Origin of the sequence: Vreelandella andesensis, from assembly GCF_003989795.1 — a bacterium.
Lineage (GTDB): Bacteria > Pseudomonadota > Gammaproteobacteria > Pseudomonadales > Halomonadaceae > Vreelandella > Vreelandella andesensis.
Window position 1 is genome coordinate 1 of the sequence record NZ_RZHG01000024.1, and the last position, 20,840, is coordinate 20,840.

General features: G+C 52.1%; 23 protein-coding genes and 1 rRNA gene. 7 read left to right on the top strand and 17 right to left on the bottom strand.

All coding sequences use genetic code 11. From position 1 onward, the window contains the following. Positions 1–30 precede the first annotated feature (30 nt). Positions 31–146 (top strand): 5S ribosomal RNA (gene rrf, locus ELY33_RS13520). 209 nt (positions 147–355) lie between these two features. Beyond that, positions 356–544, top strand: a complete 189-nt coding sequence (locus ELY33_RS13525) for a hypothetical protein (RefSeq protein ID WP_126948439.1) — start codon at positions 356–358, stop codon at positions 542–544. Between the two features lie 131 nt (positions 545–675). Here ELY33_RS13525 and ELY33_RS13530 read toward each other — a convergent pair whose 3' ends face one another. Next, complete coding sequence (locus ELY33_RS13530) at positions 676–1,524, bottom strand: Tim44 domain-containing protein (RefSeq protein WP_126948440.1); 849 nt, start codon at positions 1,522–1,524, stop codon at positions 676–678. A gap of 143 nt (positions 1,525–1,667) precedes the next feature. Here ELY33_RS13530 and ELY33_RS13535 point away from each other — a divergent pair, with 143 nt between their 5' ends. After that, positions 1,668–2,243 (top strand): isochorismatase family protein, encoded by a 576-nt coding sequence (locus ELY33_RS13535; RefSeq protein ID WP_126948441.1) that lies wholly within the window; start codon positions 1,668–1,670, stop codon positions 2,241–2,243. A gap of 11 nt (positions 2,244–2,254) precedes the next feature. Here ELY33_RS13535 and yaaA read toward each other — a convergent pair whose 3' ends face one another. Both yaaA and ELY33_RS13545 read right to left on the bottom strand, forming a co-directional pair. Further along, positions 2,255–3,034, bottom strand: coding sequence for a peroxide stress protein YaaA (gene yaaA / locus ELY33_RS13540; RefSeq protein WP_126948442.1), 780 nt, complete (start codon positions 3,032–3,034; stop codon positions 2,255–2,257). Positions 3,035–3,127: 93 nt separating this feature from the next. Further along, positions 3,128–4,159: an NADP(H)-dependent aldo-keto reductase gene (locus tag ELY33_RS13545; RefSeq protein WP_126948443.1), complete on the bottom strand. Its 1,032-nt coding sequence runs from the start codon at positions 4,157–4,159 to the stop codon at positions 3,128–3,130. A 250-nt stretch (positions 4,160–4,409) separates the two neighbouring features. Between ELY33_RS13545 and ELY33_RS13550 the strand changes: the two genes are divergently transcribed. Continuing rightward, complete coding sequence (locus tag ELY33_RS13550; protein ID WP_126948444.1) at positions 4,410–4,904, top strand: tetratricopeptide repeat protein; 495 nt, start codon at positions 4,410–4,412, stop codon at positions 4,902–4,904. 48 nt (positions 4,905–4,952) lie between these two features. Next, on the top strand, positions 4,953–5,465 hold the full coding sequence (locus tag ELY33_RS13555; RefSeq protein ID WP_126948445.1) for a hypothetical protein: 513 nt from the start codon (positions 4,953–4,955) through the stop codon (positions 5,463–5,465). 48 nt (positions 5,466–5,513) lie between these two features. Here the strand turns inward: ELY33_RS13555 and ELY33_RS13560 are convergent, their stop codons facing one another. The 5 genes from ELY33_RS13560 to ELY33_RS13580 all read right to left on the bottom strand — a co-directional run bounded on the left by ELY33_RS13560 (position 5,514) and on the right by ELY33_RS13580 (position 8,289). After that, on the bottom strand, positions 5,514–6,065 hold the full coding sequence (locus ELY33_RS13560; RefSeq protein WP_126948446.1) for an LOG family protein: 552 nt from the start codon (positions 6,063–6,065) through the stop codon (positions 5,514–5,516). Positions 6,066–6,134: 69 nt separating this feature from the next. After that, positions 6,135–6,656 (bottom strand): DUF501 domain-containing protein, encoded by a 522-nt coding sequence (locus ELY33_RS13565; protein WP_126948447.1) that lies wholly within the window; start codon positions 6,654–6,656, stop codon positions 6,135–6,137. Positions 6,657–6,668: 12 nt separating this feature from the next. Then, positions 6,669–6,971, bottom strand: coding sequence for a hypothetical protein (locus ELY33_RS13570; protein ID WP_126948448.1), 303 nt, complete (start codon positions 6,969–6,971; stop codon positions 6,669–6,671). A 39-nt stretch (positions 6,972–7,010) separates the two neighbouring features. Next, positions 7,011–7,418 carry an acyl-CoA thioesterase gene (locus tag ELY33_RS13575; RefSeq protein ID WP_126948449.1) on the bottom strand — a complete coding sequence of 136 codons (408 nt, stop codon included), beginning with the start codon at positions 7,416–7,418 and terminating at the stop codon, positions 7,011–7,013. Positions 7,419–7,482: 64 nt separating this feature from the next. Further along, positions 7,483–8,289 carry a hypothetical protein gene (locus ELY33_RS13580; RefSeq protein WP_126948450.1) on the bottom strand — a complete coding sequence of 269 codons (807 nt, stop codon included), beginning with the start codon at positions 8,287–8,289 and terminating at the stop codon, positions 7,483–7,485. A 114-nt stretch (positions 8,290–8,403) separates the two neighbouring features. Here ELY33_RS13580 and ELY33_RS13585 point away from each other — a divergent pair, with 114 nt between their 5' ends. Further along, entirely contained in the window at positions 8,404–8,763 is a 360-nt protein-coding gene (locus ELY33_RS13585; RefSeq protein WP_208644250.1) for a hypothetical protein, read from the top strand. A 32-nt stretch (positions 8,764–8,795) separates the two neighbouring features. On the opposite strand, the gene ELY33_RS13590 is transcribed toward ELY33_RS13585, so the two are convergent. Then, positions 8,796–9,227 carry a hypothetical protein gene (locus ELY33_RS13590; RefSeq protein WP_126948452.1) on the bottom strand — a complete coding sequence of 144 codons (432 nt, stop codon included), beginning with the start codon at positions 9,225–9,227 and terminating at the stop codon, positions 8,796–8,798. A gap of 39 nt (positions 9,228–9,266) precedes the next feature. On the opposite strand from ELY33_RS13590, the gene ELY33_RS13595 reads away from it, so the two are divergent. Then, a complete protein-coding gene (locus ELY33_RS13595; protein ID WP_126948453.1) occupies positions 9,267–10,430 on the top strand; it encodes a MalY/PatB family protein in 1,164 nt (387 codons plus the stop codon). Positions 10,431–10,460: 30 nt separating this feature from the next. Here the strand turns inward: ELY33_RS13595 and ELY33_RS13600 are convergent, their stop codons facing one another. The 8 genes from ELY33_RS13600 to ELY33_RS13635 form a co-directional block, all read right to left on the bottom strand. After that, positions 10,461–11,405, bottom strand: coding sequence for a co-chaperone YbbN (locus tag ELY33_RS13600; RefSeq protein WP_126948454.1), 945 nt, complete (start codon positions 11,403–11,405; stop codon positions 10,461–10,463). Between the two features lie 549 nt (positions 11,406–11,954). Then, positions 11,955–13,058, bottom strand: a complete 1,104-nt coding sequence (locus ELY33_RS13605) for an ATP-grasp domain-containing protein (RefSeq protein ID WP_167470089.1) — start codon at positions 13,056–13,058, stop codon at positions 11,955–11,957. A gap of 84 nt (positions 13,059–13,142) precedes the next feature. Beyond that, a complete protein-coding gene (locus ELY33_RS13610) occupies positions 13,143–14,423 on the bottom strand; it encodes a type III PLP-dependent enzyme domain-containing protein (RefSeq protein WP_126948456.1) in 1,281 nt (426 codons plus the stop codon). 5 nt (positions 14,424–14,428) lie between these two features. After that, a complete protein-coding gene (locus ELY33_RS13615) occupies positions 14,429–15,217 on the bottom strand; it encodes a phytanoyl-CoA dioxygenase family protein (protein WP_126948457.1) in 789 nt (262 codons plus the stop codon). Positions 15,218–15,220: 3 nt separating this feature from the next. Next, the gene (locus ELY33_RS13620) at positions 15,221–15,697 is read right to left on the bottom strand and encodes a GNAT family N-acetyltransferase (protein WP_126948458.1); all 477 of its coding nucleotides are present in this window, start codon (positions 15,695–15,697) and stop codon (positions 15,221–15,223) included. 691 nt (positions 15,698–16,388) lie between these two features. Beyond that, complete coding sequence (locus ELY33_RS13625) at positions 16,389–17,000, bottom strand: phasin family protein (protein WP_126948459.1); 612 nt, start codon at positions 16,998–17,000, stop codon at positions 16,389–16,391. 337 nt (positions 17,001–17,337) lie between these two features. Further along, complete coding sequence (locus tag ELY33_RS13630; protein ID WP_126948460.1) at positions 17,338–19,395, bottom strand: CocE/NonD family hydrolase; 2,058 nt, start codon at positions 19,393–19,395, stop codon at positions 17,338–17,340. Positions 19,396–19,451: 56 nt separating this feature from the next. Further along, on the bottom strand, positions 19,452–20,753 hold the full coding sequence (locus ELY33_RS13635) for an ATP-grasp domain-containing protein (RefSeq protein ID WP_126948461.1): 1,302 nt from the start codon (positions 20,751–20,753) through the stop codon (positions 19,452–19,454). Positions 20,754–20,840: the final 87 nt, after the last annotated feature.

Consider the following 20,840-nt stretch of genomic DNA (forward strand, 5'->3'; position numbering starts at 1 on the left):
TACCCAGCATGATATACAGTACCTGTTACGCCTGACGACCATAGCAAGCGTGAACCACCTGATCCCATGCCGAACTCAGCAGTGAAACCGCTTCGCGCCGATGGTAGTGTGGGGTCTCCCCATGCGAGAGTAGGTCATCGTCAGGCACCTATTCGAAAAAACCCCCAGGGCTTACGCCTTGGGGGTTTTTTTTGGTTGGTACTTTCTGCTGCTTGTACGTTTATTTCTTTAAACAGCCGTTTTAATAAATTTAATAACAAGGGCTTGCTGTGCAACGCTGGCATGGAGTGCGCTTAGCGCCTACTATAAAGTGGTACGTATTATCACGCAGCACCATCTCAGGAGGAGAGGCGATATGAGTACGCAGTTAATGAAGAAACTGGCAGTGGCGCTATTGATGGCATTAATGATGGGCGGTTTGGCAGCCTGTGATAATCAAGGCCCTGCTGAAGAAGCGGGCGAAAACATTGACGAAAGCATGGAAGATGCTGGTGAACGCCTTGAAGAAATGGGTGACAATATTGAAGATGCCGCCGAGAATTAAGCGCTAATATTCCGTATTAGTTAAACAGTAGCGCTAGTGTAGAAAGTAAAACAGCCGCTAAGAAGCGGCTGTTTTGCGTTTTAAAGCAGTTAAATTCTTGTTACGTCAGCATTGCTGTTACTAAAGTATTGCTATGCGCTTGGGTTTTGCTCAATACCTTGTAAATACCAGGGCGCTTGGTCACGCATGCTGCGGGTCAGGTGCCATGTTTCGTTAAACTCGGTTTGCTCACCGTTCTCTTCCAGTAGTCCGTGGAATATCACAGTGGCCTCTGCATGGCCATCATACTCGTTGACATCGCCTAACTCAGCAAATAGCCTGACGACCTCCGTAAGGTTATTGGCGGGCTGCTCAGCACGCTCTTGGCGCAGTAGATTGTAGAGCTCAGGGGTAACATACTCCTGAATTTGGCTGAGATCATTGTTATCCCAAGCGCGTTGCAGCGTTATAAAGTGCTCTTTAGCACCGCTAAGAAAGCGCTCTTTATCAAACCATGCGGGCGTGCTTCGTAAGTTGCTAGTTAAGCTGCCAGGAGCTGCTGAGAAATTGCTAGGTTTGGGCTTGGTTTCCTGATGTCCGCGCTGATAGCCTCCAGCGGTTGTCGAAGCAGGGCGCTGCTGCCGCATAATGGCACGGAAGGCGAAGATTGCTAAGGCAGCAATTCCAGCCATGAGCAGTAGGTCTATAAGACGCAATTCATCAAAGGCGCCGCCAAAGAAGAGTGCCGCTAGCAGGCCACCGGCTAGTAAGCCACCCATCATCCCGCCCATACCACCGCGGCCAGCGGTTGCAGCCCCTGCACTTTGTTGCTGAGTACCTTGTGCCTGTTGTTGCGCAGGTGCATTGGCAGGGCGGTCAGCTGAGCGTGAAACGCTGCCCATGTTGCTACCGCCGCCTAAGCGACGGGCTTCGGCGTATTCAACGGCGGCACTTATGCCCATAACGCTGACCAATAACATGGCAAAAAATTGTCGTAACATTTTGATTCTCCATGAGAGATGCAGAAAGTAAGGTTGCCTGACTGGGGATTGACGTGTTGAAAAAATCAGCGACAAGTTTACCGAGTAAGTGAGAAAACGGGGTAAGGTGTTGCTGTGTATAAAGACAAAAAAAGGATGAAAAAGTGCGCTTACATCAAACTCAAAGTTTATTACTAATCGTCGATTTTCAGGCGGGGCTATTACCCGTGATTGATGGTGGCGAGTCAGCGATCGAAGAAGCTGCATGGTTGGCAGGTGTTGCCAATGCAGTAAAGGTGCCTGTTTGGCTAACTGAGCAGTATCCAGCGAGGCTTGGCGGAACTGCCCCTGCGTTATTAGATGCACTAGGCGAACATAAAATTTGGCAGAAGCATCATTTTAGCGCCATGGAAGAAGCGCCGTTTACAGAAGCGCTTGCAGAACGTGGACTTAAGCAAGTCGTCATTTGTGGTACTGAAGCCCATATTTGCGTACTGCAAAGTGCGCTGGGGTTGTTAGAGGCAGGTTATCAAGTGTTTTGGCTAAGTGAAGCGACGGCGAGCCGCCGCGGCGATGAAGCTCGCCTTGCTCGAGAGCGTGCCTGTGCCAATGGCGCGGTGGCTGTCAGTGCCGATATGGTCGCCTATGAGTGGCTTTATCAATGTGATACGCCAATGTTCAAGGACGTTCACAAACGCTTCCTTAAGCCGCGTTCAGCTCGCCCAGTGACCTTCTTCTAGTGCCACAATGTTTATCGGTCACTTTCTTTACGAATAAAGACCAGCGTGTCTCCTTCGGAAGCTGCCTTATCGAAACGATACCCTGCCACGTCAAAAGTGGTTAGCTGGTCGGGGTCGTTAATTTGTTGTTGGATAATCCATGCGCTCATTAAGCCACGCGCTTTTTTTGCGTAAAAGCTAATGATTTTGAAGGAGCCATTTTTCTCGTCTTTAAAGACGGGGGTGATGACGCGTGCGTCTAGTTGCTTTGTATCAATCGCCTTAAAGTATTCGTTAGATGCGAGGTTGACCAGCACGTTTGAGCCACTTTTCTCAATGTCGTTATTAAGGACTTGCGTCAACGTGGGTTTCCAATACGCGTAAAGGTCGTTTCCAGCGTCGTTGGGTAGTTTGGTGCCCATCTCCAGGCGGTAGGCCTGAATCAAGTCTAGCGGGCGCAGTAAGCCGTATAGCCCCGAGAGAATACGAAGATGTTGCTGGGCAAACTGATTATCGTCATCACTGAAGGTGTTGGCTTTTAGACCTGTATATACGTCTCCTTGAAAGGCTTGAACCGCCGGTTTAGCGTTATCCAAGGTAAACGGCGGCTGCCAGTCGGCGAAGCGCGCGGCGTTTAGTCCAGCCAGCTTATCGCTGATGCCCATTAGGTTGCTAAGCTGTTGCGGTGAGTACTCGCGTAGAATCTCAATCAACGGTTTGCTACGGTCGAGAAAGTCGGGTTGAGTGACTTTATCTGTTGTTGAAGGGGTTTCAAAGTCCAGCGTTTTGGCGGGGGAAATAACGCTCAGCATGGCGTGCTCCTTATGCCGTGACAAAAAAGAAGAGTGATTATACCAAGCCTCGGCAATGGCCGAGGCTATCGGTTTGATAGTGGGGAAACGCGATTAAGGGCAGGGATTGGGCATCCTACGATGGATGTCCTCGATAGCGGCTAGCACCTCTTCGCCCAGCTTAAGGCTTTCGCTGTCGAGATTGCTTTCAAGCTGATCCATCGTGGTGGCGCCAATAATATTGCTGGTCAGGAAACGCCGAGAGTTTACAAAAGCCAGCGCCATTTGAGCAGGGTCCAAGTCGTGTTCCTTGGCTAGCTGAGCGTACGCGTGCGTCGCAGCTTCTGCTTCTGGCGAGGTGTAGCGTTTAAACCGTTCATAGAGCGTCAAACGCCCTTTTGGTGGCTGCGCGCCATTGAGATACTTGCCCGAAAGCACACCAAAGCCCAGCGGCGAGTAAGCGAGCAAGCCCACGTCTTCACGGTGAGCAATTTCGGCAAGACCGACTTCAAATGTACGGTTAAGCAAGCTATAAGGATTTTGAATAGACGCTACACGAGGCAGCCCCAGCTGCTCTGACAGCTGCAGCATGCGCATGACTCCCCACGGCGTTTCGTTGGAAAGGCCGATGGCGCGCACTTTTCCGGCATCGACAAGCTCCTTCAGCGCTGACAGTGTTTCTTCTAGCGGCGTTGAGTCTTCTTGCTCCTCATGGGTATAGCCAAGTTGGCCAAAGAAATTGGTTTTACGGTCTGGCCAGTGCAATTGATAGAGATCGATATAGTCAGTGTTGAGCCGTGCAAGGCTTGTATCAACAGCCTGATGCAGATGGTCGCGAGTCATTTTTGGGCCACCGCGAATGTGGTCTAAGCCAGGGCCTGCAGCCTTGGTGGCAATAATAACATCGTCTCTTGCACTACGTGCTTTCAGCCAACTACCAATGTAAGACTCTGTTAGCCCTTGTGTTTCGGCCTTTGGCGGAACGGGGTACATTTCTGCAGTGTCGATAAAATTGATGCCAAAAGCGACCGCGCGATCGAGCTGCTCATGGGCTTCTGCTTCACTATTCTGTTCGCCGAAGGTCATGGTGCCTAAACAGAGCCGGCTGACTTCCATCCCGGTTCTACCCAGTGGGCGCGTTTGCATTATCGTCTCCTCAATGAAGCAAAATTGCCTCAGGATATTCGCTGATGAACGCCGCGAATAACGGCGCTAGAGAGGCATGTTAGCGAGGCGTTACAAAAGCAGCAAATCAATAGGGTTGAGTCGGCGCAAAGGCAGGCGTATGCTTGCCAGCCCATCGGCCAGCCTAGCGCTGGTCAATCGTATGGTTAGCGGTCATAAGCGGGAAAGATGGCTAGCCGAAGATCTCAACAGATAGGCAGGGTGGTTTGCCGTGCTGCATGCATCAGCTTTGTTTACCCGGCTAGAGTTTCGCCTAGCCGAGCAGTTATTTCATACTCGCTGGTTATTGCCGCGTTCGCCACGCACACAGCGTTTGACGATGCGCTTGCTTAAGCGTTGCGCAGAGGCGGGGCACCCCGATGCGCAGTCGATCTACGGACACATGCTGTTTCATCGCAGCTTGTCCCCGCACGATAAGTCGCGCGGTGCTCGTTATGTGTTAGAAGCGGCCCAGGCTGGCGATATAAAGTCGCAGTATCAAGCAGCGCAAATTCATGAGCATGGGTGTGTTCAGTACCCACGCCGTGAAGATTATGCGGTGACGTGGTACGCCCGTGCTGCTCAATCGGGGCATTATTTGGCCGCAGAGCGACTAGCGCGCGCCTACCGACTGGGTGAGTTAGGCTTGGCAGTAGACAGCGAACGGGCGGCCTATTGGCAACATTTGGCTGATCGTCAGTCAACGTCGGAAATGACGGCAGCTTAGAAGATAAGTCAGTGGTTTGGCCGCTGAGATCAGTAAATGAGGAAATCGGTGTCCGAGACGCTACCCACAGTGCTAGATATTGAAGCGTCCGGATTTGGGCGCGGCAGCTATCCTATTGAAGTTGGTATTGCTCGTGCCGACGGTAGCTGCTGCGCGTTTCTCATTCAGCCGCTGGAAGAGTGGACACACTGGGATCCTAAGGCGGAGCTGTTGCACGGAATTTCCCGAGACCGCTTACACCGAGAAGGCTACCCTGTGCGTCAAGTGGCGCATTGGTTAAATGACGAGCTCCGCGAGATAGGCAAGGCCTACAGCGACAGCTGGGGTTACGACAACACGTGGTTGTCGCTGCTGTTTCACCATGCCGGAATGCTGCCGCGCTTTCGTTTAGAAGCATTACGTATTCTGCTCAGCGAAGAGCAGCAAGCGTTGTGGAGCGACACAAAAGAAGCTGTTATTGCTGAGAGTGATATCCATCGCCATCGCGCGGGTGAAGATGCGCGTCTGTTACAACTCACTTATCAGCGCACACTAACACTACTCCAACGCGTTAGCCGCTGACGCTGGTAGTTTTTTCAGTTTCTCCTGTCCTCTGTTGGTCGGGTCGTTTTAGGTTCCATTAAGCTGGACTTCTAATGCATCCAGTAATTGATTGGGTGTGGGTGCATCCATCAGCATGTCGCGCGTTGTTTGGACTAAAAAGCCGTGGCTGACGGTGCTATCCAGAAAGGTAAGCAGGGGAGCATAAAACCCATCGGTATCGAGTAACCCCATGGGTTTATCGTGAAGCCCCAAATATCCCCAGGTCCAAATTTCAAACAGTTCTTCAAAGGTGCCTATGCCGCCGGGTAGGGCAATAAAGGCGTCAGCGTTGGCAGCCATGGTTGCTTTACGTTCGTGCATATTTGGCACGCGCAGGAGCTCAGTCAAGCCAAAGTGAGCTTGCTCGCGCTCAACAAGGTGATCAGGCATCACACCAATCACCTTGCCGCCTGCTTCCAACGTCGCGTTGGCGAGCTGACCCATTAAACCGATACGTGCGCCGCCATAAACAAGTGTGTGTCCGCGGTTAGCGATAGCGGTGCCAAGCGCGTTAGCTGCGTGACGAAAAACAGGCGTGTTCCCCTCACGTGAGCCGAGATATACACAAATTCGTGCCATGGTAAGCGTCCTTATAACAGATTAGTTGCTTATAAATGAGCGGTGAGTTATCAAGCCGTGTAGGCGTGGTTAATGAAGACAGCGCTGAACGTTGTAGTGTTCGTCCATCCATTGCCCAATCACATTATTACCGCATAAATGGTGGGCATATTGAGTGTGCAGGCAGCGTACCTGTTGCCAGTTGCTAATGCCGCCCACGCCTCTCTCGGTGAGTACATCGTTATAGCCAAGCTTGGCGACTTCCTCGCGTTGGGCATCGCTCATGTACGCCCAGCGTGCTTTAACGTAATCGTGATGGCTCTGTTGGTAAGCTTCTAGAAACGCCGGTTCTTCCTGAAGGCGTTGTTCTAGTGACTTGATGACACCAACCGCTTCAATCCGCGAAATCTCAATTTTGAGCAGGTCGGAGCATAGCCAGTAAAGGGTGGGGAATGGTTTTCCATCAACAATTGGTGCCATGCGCAGCACAAGCGGAGTGCCGTAGGCATCAGTAGCGGCAACGGCTTCAATACCGCGAGGAGCACGCCCGAGCTGTTGAGTGATAATAGCTAGCTGGCGCTCATCGGGCGCTTGGTCGGTACGGATTACCATTGCGTTGATGTCTCACTTTCGGTCATCTTGAACAAACTTATTTGAGCGGCCAACTGCGCGGAAAAAACAACGATTGAGTTGTTCGGGGGTGGCGACGTAGTGCCACTTCTCTTCGCAATATTCTGCGGCTCGTGCCATTAATACATCGTAGAGTCGATTGAACGGGGCATCATAGTCGTAAGGGTCTGCACCGAACAAGCGGATATGCGGGTAGTCAGCAAAGCGCTCCATAAAATAGCGCTCAAGGTCGGCTTCAACGGCGCGATGCTGCGCCGTATTATCTGGATCGATCCAAAGGTTATAACGGATTGCCATAGAGACCTCCCGGCGCCCCGCCGAACGGAGGGGAATGAGTTAAGCAGGCGTTGGTGCACTGTGTAAGTGCGCGGCTAGCGCATCGCGCAAATCGCCTTCGATAGGTACTGCACGTTTTTCTTGATGATCGTATTGTACCAATACGGTATGTCCCACATTGGTAAGCGTACCATGCTGGTGTGCTTCCTGAGTCACCGTAAACGAACTGGTGCCTAAGCGTGTCAAGTAGGTACGTAATTCGATGTCGTCGCCGTAGAACAGTTCAGCGCGGTAGTCGACTTCCATCCGCGCCATAATCAAACGCCACTGCTTAGGATTGAGGTCTGGCGTAAACAGCCTGAATAAGTCGTTGCGTGCAAGCTCAAACCAAGCGGGCAGGCGGGTGTTGTTAATATGGCCTAGTGCATCGGTGTCGTAAAAAGCAGGCTCAATCATGCGGGTAAACATCAGGGGATCCTTATTGTTGGTTAGTGATTAATGCTAACCAGAATTACCCCTAGCGAGCGCTTGGTCAAGTGGCGCGGCGCTGATACCAAGCGGTAAATTGCATCCATCCCAGTAACCATAGGGTTGCGACAGCGAATCCAGCCAATGTGCCCCATAAAAGCCCTAGCGTGGTGTAAGTGTAGGAAACGCATAACGTGTAACTCAGCAGCGAGCCCAGGCCCATTGGGTAGTGCTTGATTACCGTTGCTACAGGCGCCACCCCGTGATTGAAGTGCAGGATGAGCAGAAAGGGCAGCATTGTGACTGGAAATGCCGCTAACGTCCCTGCCCAAGCGGGGGGTAGCAAGTGAGCAAGGCGCGTAATCGTAAAAATAATAGCAGTCGCCAAACAAGCGCGTGTTGCCAGGGCGGGTAGTGAAAATGCGCGACTAGCGGGGCTTTTTACATCAGGAATACTGCGGAATAGCAGGCTAAATATAGCAATGGCACATAGGGTCACAAGGGTGCCGCTCAGGCGCGTAAAAGTAAACTGAGCAAGAAGCGTGCTAACCGCCAACCACGCAATAAAACCACCTATTAAGCCACCAATAATTCCTTTAAAGCCTGGCTGACGACCGGTCACTAAATAGCCTGCCCCAAGCGCCATTGTGGCGGTAAAGCCCGCTAGAGTGTGTACCGCGCTTTGGGTTGCAAAAAGCGGGGAAATTTCTAAGCCAATAAAAAATAGCGCCAGCGCCGTACCTAGAGGATAGCCTGCTAGCAGCCCTGCCATACGGGGGCTGGCACGCACCGCGATCGCACCAAGCCCCAGCACCATGCCAATTGATAAGCCTAGTTTCGCCAGTTGCCAAGTGAGAGGAACCTCTATCATGCGGTGTTTTCCTTGCTGTTATTAAACCGTTATTATTGTTGTACAGCTGTTTTGTTGAGTGGTTTTGGTGTTTAAACCGTTTAAATGTTGCCAGCGTGCGAGGCTGCTTTCACTGTGACGCGTTCGATCGACCCAAGCGCCCACGCGCTTTCTCCACCGCCCAAGCCTTCAGGTTGTGAGCTGTGCCAACGCCCAGCCTCATTGACAAAACATCACCTAATACCGCGCACCCTTCATAATAAGCCGCGTTATCAAAAGCGCTACAGTCGTGAAGAGCGCCTAACGGCGATTGTATGGCTTTGCCACCCTTGCCATAAGCACATTCACAGGCTGTACAGTGAGCGCGAGTTAGCGGATCGTTTCGCAAGCCTAGAGGCGTTAACGAGCGATGATGACATTCGCGCGTTTGTAGATTGGCTAGCCACCAAACCCGCTGGCTTTAAGCCAAAGTCGCCAGTGCGCAAACGCCATTAACGACACGTATCGAGCGCGGTATTTGTTGCCAACTACACCAGACGGAGGCCTTGCTGGTCACGCCAAGCGGCTTCTAAGGCACTTTCTAGCGGTGCTTTTAAGTGGATTGGCAGTGCATCATGAGCGGCTTGTAGCGAATCAAATGATCGGTTACGCAGCCAACAGTACGCCCAGGCACAAGCCTCTGCATCACTTTGTGGGGTGGGACGTGCAGGCATTTGGTTAAGCAAGAATACCGCTGTGCGTGGTGCCCAGAACGGCATTTCGCCCTGCTCGTCGCGGCTCCACTGCTCAAGTGTGGCACCGCTTGGCGTCGCCTCCGGGGTACCTAATTTTGCAACGCGTGCTGTTTCAGCCAAAATTAGCGCCAGTTGATCAGTGTCAGCTTGGCCGAGTGAGCGCCACTGCTGCAACAATGCTGACAGCCCCGCGCGCACCTTGGTATAAAAGTCATCTTGCGGCATGCTCAGTAGTTACTCCCAAGAACATAAGTGAGATTAGTTATGGCGTTCGATTTTGCTACGCCCGTAGAGCGACGCTCTCCGAAAGGGGGTTATGCCTCGCAAAAATGGCATCGCTATGATGCAAACGTGCTGCCACTGTGGGTGGCAGATATGGACTTTCGCTCACCGCCCGCTGTGATTGATGCGCTACATGCCCGCGTTGAACACGGTGTCTTTGGCTATGGGGAAGTGCCCGATACGCTAACAGAAACTCTCTGCCAGTGGAGTGCTCACCACTATAGTTGGGCTATTCAGCCCGATTGGCAACAGTGGCTGCCTGGCGTTGTGCCTGCGTTACACTTTGCGGCGATGGCGCTGACCGAGCCCGGCGAGGGGGTACTCACGATTACCCCGATTTACCCACCTTTTCTGGCCGTTGCAGAACGCACAGGACGACTCGCCCAACAAGCGATGTTAGCCGAGCCGACGTCCCCTGGCGAGCCTTGGCAGTTGGATATTGATGCGCTAGAAGCCGCCATAACACCGCAAACCCGTTTGCTGCTTTGGTGTCACCCGCATAACCCAACAGGGCGAGTATGGAGTGACGACGAACTTGCAGCGTTAGCTGCCGTTGTTGAGCGGCATGACTTATGGGTCGTCTCCGATGAGCTGCACTGCGACCTTCTGTTAAACGAAGGAGCGCGCCATCGTCCCTTGGTTGCCATGTTTCCCGAACTGGCTAAGCGCACCATCACACTATGGGCGCCGTCAAAAACGTTCAACCTTGCAGGGTTGACCAGTGCCTGTGCTGTTATTCCTGATGCAACGCTGCGTAAACGCTTTGCAGCGGCAACGAAAGGCTTTTTGCCAGATGGCAATGTAGTGGGGCTGGTTGCCGCTGAAGCGGCTTATCGCGAAGGTGAACCTTGGCGCCAAGCGCTGTTAGCGGTACTGCGAGATCATCGCGCTACGTTGCAGGCACGGGTAGCGTTATGGCCTGGGGTAACCATGAGCGCGCCGGAATCTACTTACTTAGCGTGGCTGGATATGCGTGAGGCGGCCCTAGGCGATTCACCCGCCAAGACGCTGCTAGAGCAGGCGGGCGTAGCGCTTTCTGATGGGGCTGCGTTTGGCTGTCCCGGATTTGTGCGGCTTAATTTTGGCACCACCGCTTCTCAACTAGAAGCGGCGTTAGCGCGAATGGATACGCTGTTGAAAGCATGACCAGTACTGCACAGATCAGTACTGCACGGATCAATACAACAGGGCAAACAGCTTGCGCCGATAAGTAACGGTTAGCGGATGGTCGGCACCCAGAGCATCGAATACTTGCAGTAAGGTTTTGCGGGCCGCGTCTTCGTTATAGGCGCGGTCATCCTTCATCAACGCCAGTAGCCCCTCAAGGCCGGTTTCGTATTGGCTGTCGGCAACGTGACGCAGGGCACGCTGATACCGAGCTTCACTGTCATTGCGATCGCCCAGCGAGGCGATTTCTTCAACGGAAAGTGCCTGCTCGCTAAATTCGATGCTTGCACGCACCCCGCGAGCAGGGGCTGCATCGCGCTCTTCAGGAGGTAAATTGTCCAGCACGCTGCGAGCTTCATCGCCGCGTTTCTCGGCCACCAGTGCCCGGGCAAGGCCGATTTGATAGGCGTAATGCTCTGGGTACTGGCCAATCAATGTTTGATAAATTTCCCGAGCGCCCGCTGCATCACCCGCTGCTAGCGCTTCTTCGGCTTGATCTTCTGGGCTAGGCGGTGCATCCCCTGTTGCTGGGAAATAGCGATTTAGCCACTCACGCACCTCTTTCTCAGGTAGTGCTCCCTGGATGCTATCGACTAATCCTCCTTGGCTGACGAGCTTAACATCGGGTGTTGAGCGCACGCCTAGTTGGCCAGCAATTTCTGGATTGGCTTCAATATCCAGTTTGCCAAGTAGGAAGGCCCCCGCGTACTCAACAGCTAGCTTTTCCAGCATCATGAGAAGGGTGGTGTCACTGGCGTTAGAAGGTGAATGACAGCCTAGCAGCACGGGCACCTGCATTGAGGCTTCAAGCACTTGCTGAATATTGCCAGCATTTAGCTCAATGATAACTTCTTCTGGCGTAACGGAACGATGAGCTGTCGTGGCTTCTTCGTTGCTGGTATTTTCTTGCTCTGCAGTCAACGGGTTGCCGGTACGGGGGTCAATAATAGACATAATTAAGCTCTGTATCGCTTGGAATGGATTTCAATAGGATATGCAGGCAACGGGGAAAGGATTCAAGGAAACGGACGTAAATAAAGTAAATCAGGGGGGGAATGACCGCTTTTCCCTTGTGGCAACGTCAGTCTGTGATGGTTTGCTTTCCGAAGCCGTTTGAGTATGACGAAGGCTATTAGCGATGTTATCTCGCATAGTAATAATTGCTGCTACGGCAGGAAGCTTCTTCTCATTGCCTTTGCTAAGTAGCCAAGAATCGCAACTTGGATGCCAACAGCACCGCCATGGCCCAAGAAGATCTGCTTGAAGGTGCTAGCGTTGATGCCCCAGACCTCATGGCAGCCATGATTCGCGATCCCGCCATTCCAGTATTTAGCTTCTGAAGCGCTAGCGCCATGCTGTCAGTATCAAGCCGCTACTTTTTAGTAGCGGTTTCCTCTATGTCTGGTCGCGGGAACTGGGTCGGGGCTAAGGAAAAAGTGGTTCGTAAGCATTGTATCTTCGTAAAAGTTAAAAGTGTCGGTGTCTCTTTAACGAAATAGTGCGTTAACGGAATAACGCCATGGGGGTTGTCGCGAAATTGTTAGCAGTCGTTTCATAGGGTGATTTGACGCTTGGTGTCTCCTCGCTAACAGGGGTTGCTGAGCGGTTAATGCTAACAATGCGCTCGCATTTACTGGACATGACATTGTGCCGGATAGCATCCCAGTGAAGAGGAGGAGCCTTTCCTTTCGCCCAGGCGATGAGTGCCGATGGCACATCTGCTCCAGCGGCAGCAGAAAAAGGATATCCGCCACCGAAACGTGGGTTAAGTTCGAGTAAGCAGGGCTTCCCTGCGCCCATAAATACATCGCAGTCAAGGTTGCCGACATGCTTTAACGCCTCTCCTAGACGGCGTCCAAGCGCGACAAGCTCTGGGCAGTTTTCTGTCACTGCCTGGTCCGTCTCACCGGAACGCATGCCTAGTTTGCGCTTAACGAAGGTCGTCTGATATCGGCCTTCTAAGTCGTTGACCACATCGATGCCATATTCTTGGCCACGCAGAGCGTTTTGGATCAGCAAACCGTCCTCTCTAGCGGCATACGGTTGAAGTGAGTTGCGAGGCAGGCGACGCAGCCCGAGTTGCCAAGCCCATCGCAACTCGTCTATGTCATTGACACATTCAACCCCTAGCGATGCCGACCCCCAACGCGGTTTTACAAACAGGGGGAAACATAACTCACCTTGCTCGACCGCCTTAAGGGCGGTGTCAACATGTAGGTAGCTGGCTGGGGTGGCAATGCCCAGTTCTGTGGCGAAGTCGGCAGTGGCCAGTTTATCGGCCGCCAGGGCGATCACCCCGGGTGAAGATACGACCACTTGGGTGCCTATGCGCCTAAAGCGATGTTTCGCTTCAGAAAGTATAAAAAGCTCATTGTCATTGAGAGCAATAAGCATCCCTACTTTTTGCTGTTCGCAGAGTGTAAGCAGGGTAGGGATATAGTCCGGTGACTCCACCCGAGGAACAAGAAACGCAGCATCCGCTTCTATCATGGCAGCCGCATTCTTGTTGCTATCGGCTGCCAACACGCGGCCACTGCCAGACAGCGCATCACGGAAGTAGTGAAGCAGGTAGTTACGACGGCCAGCACAGGTGAAGAGAATATTCATTGTTTTACTCCTCATGAAGTAAAATTGTTGCGAGTGATGCGGCTTCGAAGTGGCTGGCTCGTTTGTAGACTCAATGTGCTTTTTTTATACATGTGTGAAAGGTTCAAGTGCGAGGGCACCTGCTGAGTAATCATCGTCAGGAAGCGATTCACGGCGGCGTGCACAGTAGCTGGTAAGCACGCTGGCGCAGTCATCGGCGCGTTTAAGCATCTGCCCCTGGCGGTTGAGCACTGCCGGCGCGGGCGTAATAAAGGGCGGTGTGTAGTTGACTGAGTAAGCTCCACGATTCTCGAACACGATGTAATCGCCAATACCTAGATGGCCTGTGAAAACCTCACAGATGACGTCGTGCTCCATACAGGTATGACCTACTAAGCGATAAGCACGTAGTGAGCTTGCAGGGTTGGTGCTTGCGGTGACCGCATACAGCATCGGTTGATTGTGTGAATGGGTCGGGTTGGTGCTGTTAATGCTGGTATCAATAAGTGCGTGATAAATGTTGTTTCGTTCTCTTATTTCCACGACCTCAGCCACAAGGCAATGTGTGTCGGCGACCATGGAAATACCAGGCTCAACAATGAGCTGCATCGCGGGGCTTGGTGCATAGCGCTTGAAAGCTAATCCGATCGCATCGGCATACTCAGCAGTGCTCGGCACCTCAAACGGAAACTGCGACTTCAATGCTTCTGGCATGGCACCCAGCAGGCCGCCGCCAACGTTCAGCGTTTCGATGGTATATCGCGGCGCTAACCGTGAAGCCAGTTCACCAAGCAAACGAATACGCTCCGTATGTGCCGTTACTCCGCGCCCCCGATCGCTAACATGACAGTGGAGTCCTGCCACCCTTACGTTTGGAATGCGTTTCAATCGGTTAAGCGCATTCTCAAGTTCCCCCGACTCGGCCTGAAAGCCGAAACGGCTAGCGGGTAGCGAAGCAAAATTGATCCTCAGCCCAATCACTATTTCATTGAATTCACTGGAAATCCGCTCCAGTAACGCAATTTCGCGGAAAGAGTCGATATTGACCGCTGAGCCACCCCGCAAGGCTAGGCGCAGATCATCCTCGCGTTTAATAGGGCCGTTGAATATCAGTTGAGCCGCAGGCAAATAACGACGGGCAACGTCAAACTCGAAACGGGATACAACCTCTGCCATACCGCCCATCTCGTCGATAAGCTCACAGATACGTGGCATATAATTGGCCTTGAGTGCGTAGGCCACTTGAGTATTGGCATGGTAGTGTCGAAGCCGCTCGCGAAGCTGTGAGTAGTTCTCGACGAAGCGGTTTTCGTCAAATAAATAAAAGGTTCCCCCGGCACGATGCGAGAGCTTATGTAACGTCCTATAGTCGAGAGCTACGTGCATGGTGATTACCCCTGATTGGCGTTATACAACCGTTTTTCCAGCGGCCTATACCATTCATCAAGGCTGACGGGCACCCGGGCGTTATAACCAAGCACTTGTCGCGTTAAGGGCGAAAGTGTCGCGCCATAGTCGTCACCTAACATCCGTGCGTAGTCCATATGTGGTTTGACCCAGGCTCGGCTGTAGCCAACCGTTAAGGCGACGCGCGGCTTGTCTCCGGTAATTAAGGCACCTTGATGCCAAAGCAGCGAATTGAAGAGCAGAACCGAACCAGCAGGTGCTACGATTCTTTCATGGTGTTTCTCGAATTCTTTTTCGTCGGGTGGTTGGTCGCTCGTATGAGACCCCGACAGTACTAGAGTGCCATTCTCTTTTGTAAAATCGTCACACATCACCAGCATGTTTAGCTTGAGCGGATACCCTGGAATGAAGGTTCTCACATCTCGGTGCAGCTTGTGCACATAGGTGTTCACATCCGGAAAACCACCTATTGGCGTTAATGAGTGGCAGATATACGGCTGTTCATGGAAATAATGTGAAATATAGGGATGAAAAAGGTGCATGTCGATGTAACGGTCAATACTGTCATTCGCGCCCAGGCAGTGGTGGGCGGTTCCATCACCCTGGGTATTAACGCCATTCTTAATTTGCATGTCTTGGCAAATATCAATCCACTTTAGGCAGTCACTGCGTAACGCGTTTATAAAATGCTTTTCCAGCGCAGATGGAAAGACAACCCAGCCCTTGTCTTTGATGGTATGGCCGAACTCGTCAACGCTCATTCTTTCTTGCATGGCTTATGACTCCATCAATTTAGAAAATGGTAATGTTGAGTCCTTTTCAAAGCAAAGCGGTAGTTCCATTAACAGCATAGGTTCTTTGCTCTCGCAGAAGCGGAAGCCTTGGCGTTGGTAAAACCGAAGGGCACCTGCATTATTCTTGTTCACCCATAGCGTCAAGCGGGAACAGTTATGTTGGCGCGATTGCATGGTGACACCAGTGAGTAGAGAAGCAGCCAAACCGCTGCCGCGAATTTCCGGCGCCAAGATGAATAAGGTAATAAAGGCATCTGGGGTTGAAGTGTCTCTGCAGTAATAAGCCACAAACCCCAAGCATTTATCTGATGTGTGAAGGCATAAAAAATCGGCGTTTATCAATATCTTGTCGATATACGCTTCGACATCGTCTACGAGCAGAAGCCTGCCAGCTTGTCGGTGCTGCTCCTCCCAAATAAGCGAACGAACGCCATCTTGCCAACTCGATAGGTTGCGCATAATGTACCTCCAGCACTCTTGCCGCTGCTCATGTGGAAGAGGAGGAGCTTAGGCAACGGTTGAGCATTACATAAGTTTTTTCTGTAACGATTAGTTACATTATTCATTGATGTTCACGTATGCAGGATATTATTACCACCTGTATTTTCTGGTCTTAGTAAAATTAGAAACGTCATACTGTTTTGATCATTGTCACGGATAATGCAGGCTGCATTTATGGGTTGAATTCAGACTTAAAGGCATTCAGGCGCTGACTTTTATTTGCGTCTGGAAAAGTGTCTTTATGATGTGTAGCAAGTCTTTACTGTGAAAAAATAAACTTAAAATCACACAATGAAAATAATATGCCAATATCTTTAATAGGCGCTTTAAAAAGCATCGCTTGATATATTGAATTTTAATATTGCGGCGTGTTTAATAATGTGATGTAGACGCGTCAAGCCGACATTAATGAAATGTCTGCTCATGGTGAGAGATAGCTTGTGCGTTGGGGTTTTGATGTCTGAAGGACTTAAATCGAGGAGTTATACCGGGGCAGAGCTAATTTAAAGCCTGAATTCAATCAAACACTGCAATGCCGTTGACCTTGCCCGGCAAATAGTGGGCAACGGTTTAAGCGATTGTATGTGAAAAGGGCCGTTTCCCTTTGGAAACGACCCCTAAAAAAAGCGGCTACAGCAGAGTTATCGGTCTACTTGTTTGATGTGTTGGTCGATTTATTGCCTTTATCAGCGTGTTGCTGATTTTTCTGGTGAGCGTTTTCTACGTTATCCTTGCTTTTTTGCATGCTTTCGTTGCCGCGTTGCATGTTTTCTTCGACGTGCTCTTTCCCTTTTTGCATGTTTTCCTCAAGGTGCTCCTTACCCTTCTGCATGCTGTCCGCAATGTGTTCTTTGCCCATCTGCATGTTCTCTTCAAGCTGCTTACGGCCTATCTGCATGCTTTCCATCGCCAGTTGCTGGCTTTCTTTCAGGTATTGCTGACTAAGCGAGTTGATTTTTTGGGTATCATCTCTCAACCGTTCGCTCATTTCGCGGATGGTTTGTTGTTGCTCTTGAACCACCTTCTGAAAGCCGTCGGAGTCCTTGACGTCAAGCCAAGAACGAGATTGTGCCAAACTTTTATCTGCAAAGTCGCGAACAGCATCGAATTGGGTTGAAAATAGCTGTTCGTAATAGTCAGTCGTCAATGATCCATAGGCACGCGCCGGCTCAACAATTGAGTTATCAATTTGTTCTTTTGCGCGATTTGTCGCTTCTTCAGCGGTCTGGTCATTGTGCTTACTGGTCTTTTCAGTACTCATGTAACACCTCAATGCTAAGCGAAAGGATAAAAAGATACACTGACGAAAAACGACTGCTCATCGAAAGATAAAGTATCGTTTTTATCAGCAGTCATCGTAAGTAAGTTATGAGGCTGTCGATCTCATAACATCACTTACAAGTAATCATTGATAGACTAGTTTTAAACACTCGATTGTTCTGTGCGCTAGCACACCTACCTAAACAAGAGACGACTCAAAAACATCATGATACTGGCTACAAGGTATTGCTTAGCTGGCTTGAGTTCGCTCAGTATTTGGTAGGGTGCTTTGCGCCTGGTTTGTATATAAGCCCCGAGGCACAGAGGCCTTTGTCAGTTCAAACAAGATCACGCGGGATCTCTTCGTCCCAGCTTTTGGAAAAAACCCGGCTATCGCCCTCAAAGGCATCCATTGTCGCCCGTAAGCGAAAACTTGTGGCGTTGGATGTCATCAATGTGCGCGTCATACTGCGGACTTCCCAATCTCCGCGCCGGAAACAGCGCTCCCACTCGGTCCAGCCGCTCAGGCTGTCGTAGTTGCTGTAGGAATAGGTATAGCGCTCGATAACCCGCGATGAGAGTTCGAGGTCGATGTCATCAAGACGGTAGGTGCCTTCGTCATTAATGACTTCCAGGGTGGTCTTATTATTTGCAAGATCTCGTATTACCCGCCACGCTTCTTGGCTTGGTTGTATCAGCGTGACCGCGAGTGGCGGTGCGCCTTCTGGTGCGGCAAACGGGAGCAGTGCCGCTTCTTCTTCAGGTCGTGGCTCGCGGCTTGGTAAAATCAATTGGCAGCCAGCAGGGTGTACGGTCAACTTGACGGGAACTGGCGACGGCCAGGCCAGCGGCCAGTAACTGCTCGACAGCGAAAGCCGTATGGCGTGGCCTACGGGGAAGTTCTGCGCGATATGTTTAAGCAGTACGCGCACGCGATAACGCTTGCCAGGCTCCAGTGGCTGTGGAAATTCGTCACTATCACGGTGCGTCAGGTTGAGCAGACCGTAGGAAATTCGGGTCGCCTTGTCGTCGTCGGCAATATCGCTGAGCCGAACCGCCACCATGGCCACTGGCTGGTCGGCTTCGATGTCGAGCTCGACAACGGGTTGCCCGCAAATCTCGATGTTTTGATCGAGTCGTGCGGTTTGAAATATCAGCGCGCCGCCGTCTTCGTCACGTTGATCGTGGGGTAAGTCTGGTGGCGCATTATAGGAACACCACTTGCCGGCATACAGCCCCACCGATAGCGGCGAACGCACGCTCAAAGGAATGTCGTCGTCTGCTATGTTGTCGCCTGCCATAGAAGAGCCTGTACTCTGCATAGCAGGCAGCAGACCATGGCCACTGGTGAGACGGAAGTGCTTCGGTTCGATTCGCGGCGATGGCCAGCTCGGTTCCGCAACCCAACGCCCCGGACGTTCCTCGTAACGAGCCGACGGCGGCACAGAATCCTGCATCCAGACCCGCAGCATTGGCTCATCCATGATGCCCGTGTCCTTGCCTTTCAACCAATGATCCCACCAGCGTAACGTTTCCTGTAAAAAACCGATGGCAGGCCCGGGAACGCCCAGGTGGGGGTACTTGTGCGCCCAAGGGCCTACGAGGCCTTTGCGCGGTACGTCGAGTCCTTCAAGCAGTCGGAACACGGCATTGCAGTAGCCATCGGCCCAGCCGCTAACGGCATAGACGGGGCAGCGAATGCGTGAGAAGTCTTCGCAGACCGAGCCATGCTTCCAGTAGTCGTCGCGGCGCTGATGTTGGAGCCAAGTTGCCAGCCAAAGCCCGCTATGCTCAAGGCGCTCCATCCACATCTCCCGCCAACGTTCACCGACCAAAAGTGGATCGGGGGGGCAGGTGTTGCCATCGAACATGGTCGAGGCCCACGACAGGTTGTCGCCGAGCAAACAGCCCCCCATATGGTGGACATCATCGGCGTAGCGATCATCGGTCGAGCACAGCGTGATGACGGCCTTCAGTTCGGGCGGTTGCAGTGCCGCAATCTGCAGGCCATTGAACCCGCCCCAGGAGATGCCGATCATGCCGACATCACCAGTACACCAGGGTTGCTCACCCAGCCATTGCAGGATTTCGACGCCATCGTCGAGTTCTTGCTGTAGGTATTCATCGGTCAGCACGCCGTCTGACTCGCCGCTGCCACGTATATCGACACGTACCCCGGCGTAGCCGTGGCCGGCCCAGTAAACGTATGTCTGTACGTCGCGCGCCGCTGTCAAATCTCGCTTGCGATACGGCAGATATTCAAGGATGGCCGGCACCGGATCGCTCTCGGCATCCACAGGTCGCCAGATACGGATTCCCAGCCGACAGCCATCGGACAGCGTGATCCAATCTTCTTGCTCCTGCACGTCGCGGGGAAAATCACTGACGATATGCATAGCTGTGCTCCTTTTCCTATAACTGGATGCCGAAGCATGCTCGCGGTGCGAACACGTCAGCCGGTGATGTCCTCGAACGCAAAATGTAGCTGCTCGGCGAGTCGCTCATAGTTCTCTTTTAACGCGCTATCATCGTCTGCGCCCATCCACACGTAAGCTAGGGCGTAACTGTAGCTGTCTTGCTCAGGCAGGGAGGATAAGCGCATGCCGACCTCGACCTTTAGTGTGATCAGCGTACCGGGGAAGGCTTGCTGCAACGCTTCAATTTCCTCGCAACTTGGCACTTGGCTAACGGTAGCGTCGGTGAAGAACACGCGATAGAAAAATTCCGCAGCGACCTTGAAGGCTCCTTGGCGATAAGGCATATCGGGCAACTGCCCCAGCGCCAGATCCACCGTCACTTGCTGATGGCTGATGCCATCGACCTTTTCAAACAGGTCGCAATGTGACTGAGCGATGCGGGTATTGATTTCCAGCAGCCAGATGCGATCTTGTACTTCGTCCCAGAAGTATTCGATGTTGAAGGCCGCATTGTCATAGCCGATATGGCTCATGACCTGACGCGTAAGCGCCTGCATCTTGGTCTGAATGGCAGTGGGAAGGCGGGATGGATAGCGATAACAGAAAAAACTCAGCACTTGCGGATAACGAATCGAATCGACAATGCCGTAAGAGGCAACCTCTTCTTGGAAGACGTACCCCTCGACCGTACATTGCCACCCGCCAATGATCTCTTCTGCCATGCAGTGGCCGCCATCAACCGAGCGTACGGCGTCGGGCAAGTTGGCATGCTCCAGCACATAATTAAACGGCTCTGAGATGGTTCCGATGCTTTCACGTAGCCGCGCTACGGCATAGGCGAAGTCCTCAGGGCTTTCGATGCGAAAGCCCAGCCGCGAACCTGACGATTTGATGGGTTTAACGAAGAAGGGCATATACAACCCTGCTTCCCCTATATGCTGAAGGGCCTGCGGGTCAAAGGGATCGAAAGCGGTAAAGCGGGGAATATAGTCGGCAATCACGTCCTTCTGAACGAGCCGACTCCAGTACTTGTGTTCGCATTTGAGTAAACTTTCGAGACTGGTGGAGCGCGTACCGAGTCGCTCGCAGAGGATGGGTAGCATGGTCGAGACGGGGAAATCCATATAGCCGACGATGGCATCGATAGGCTCGCTAAATTCCTTTAACTGGGTTTCGGCCCGGGCCAACATGTCTTCGATAGGAAATATTTCTGTATCATAAACTTCCGCTGGTTCAATCACGCCATGAAACCGGTAATTCTCAGCCCCACGTAAATGCTCAAGCCGTTGGCGGTTATAGGCATCCATCCCGACAACAAAAATATTCCGATAGCTCATGATCGCCTCCTGGCGAAAGCTCGGTTATCTCAGCCCCCGACACCCCGGGTAACGGCTAGCCGTCAGGGTAGGGGGGCTTGCCAATTC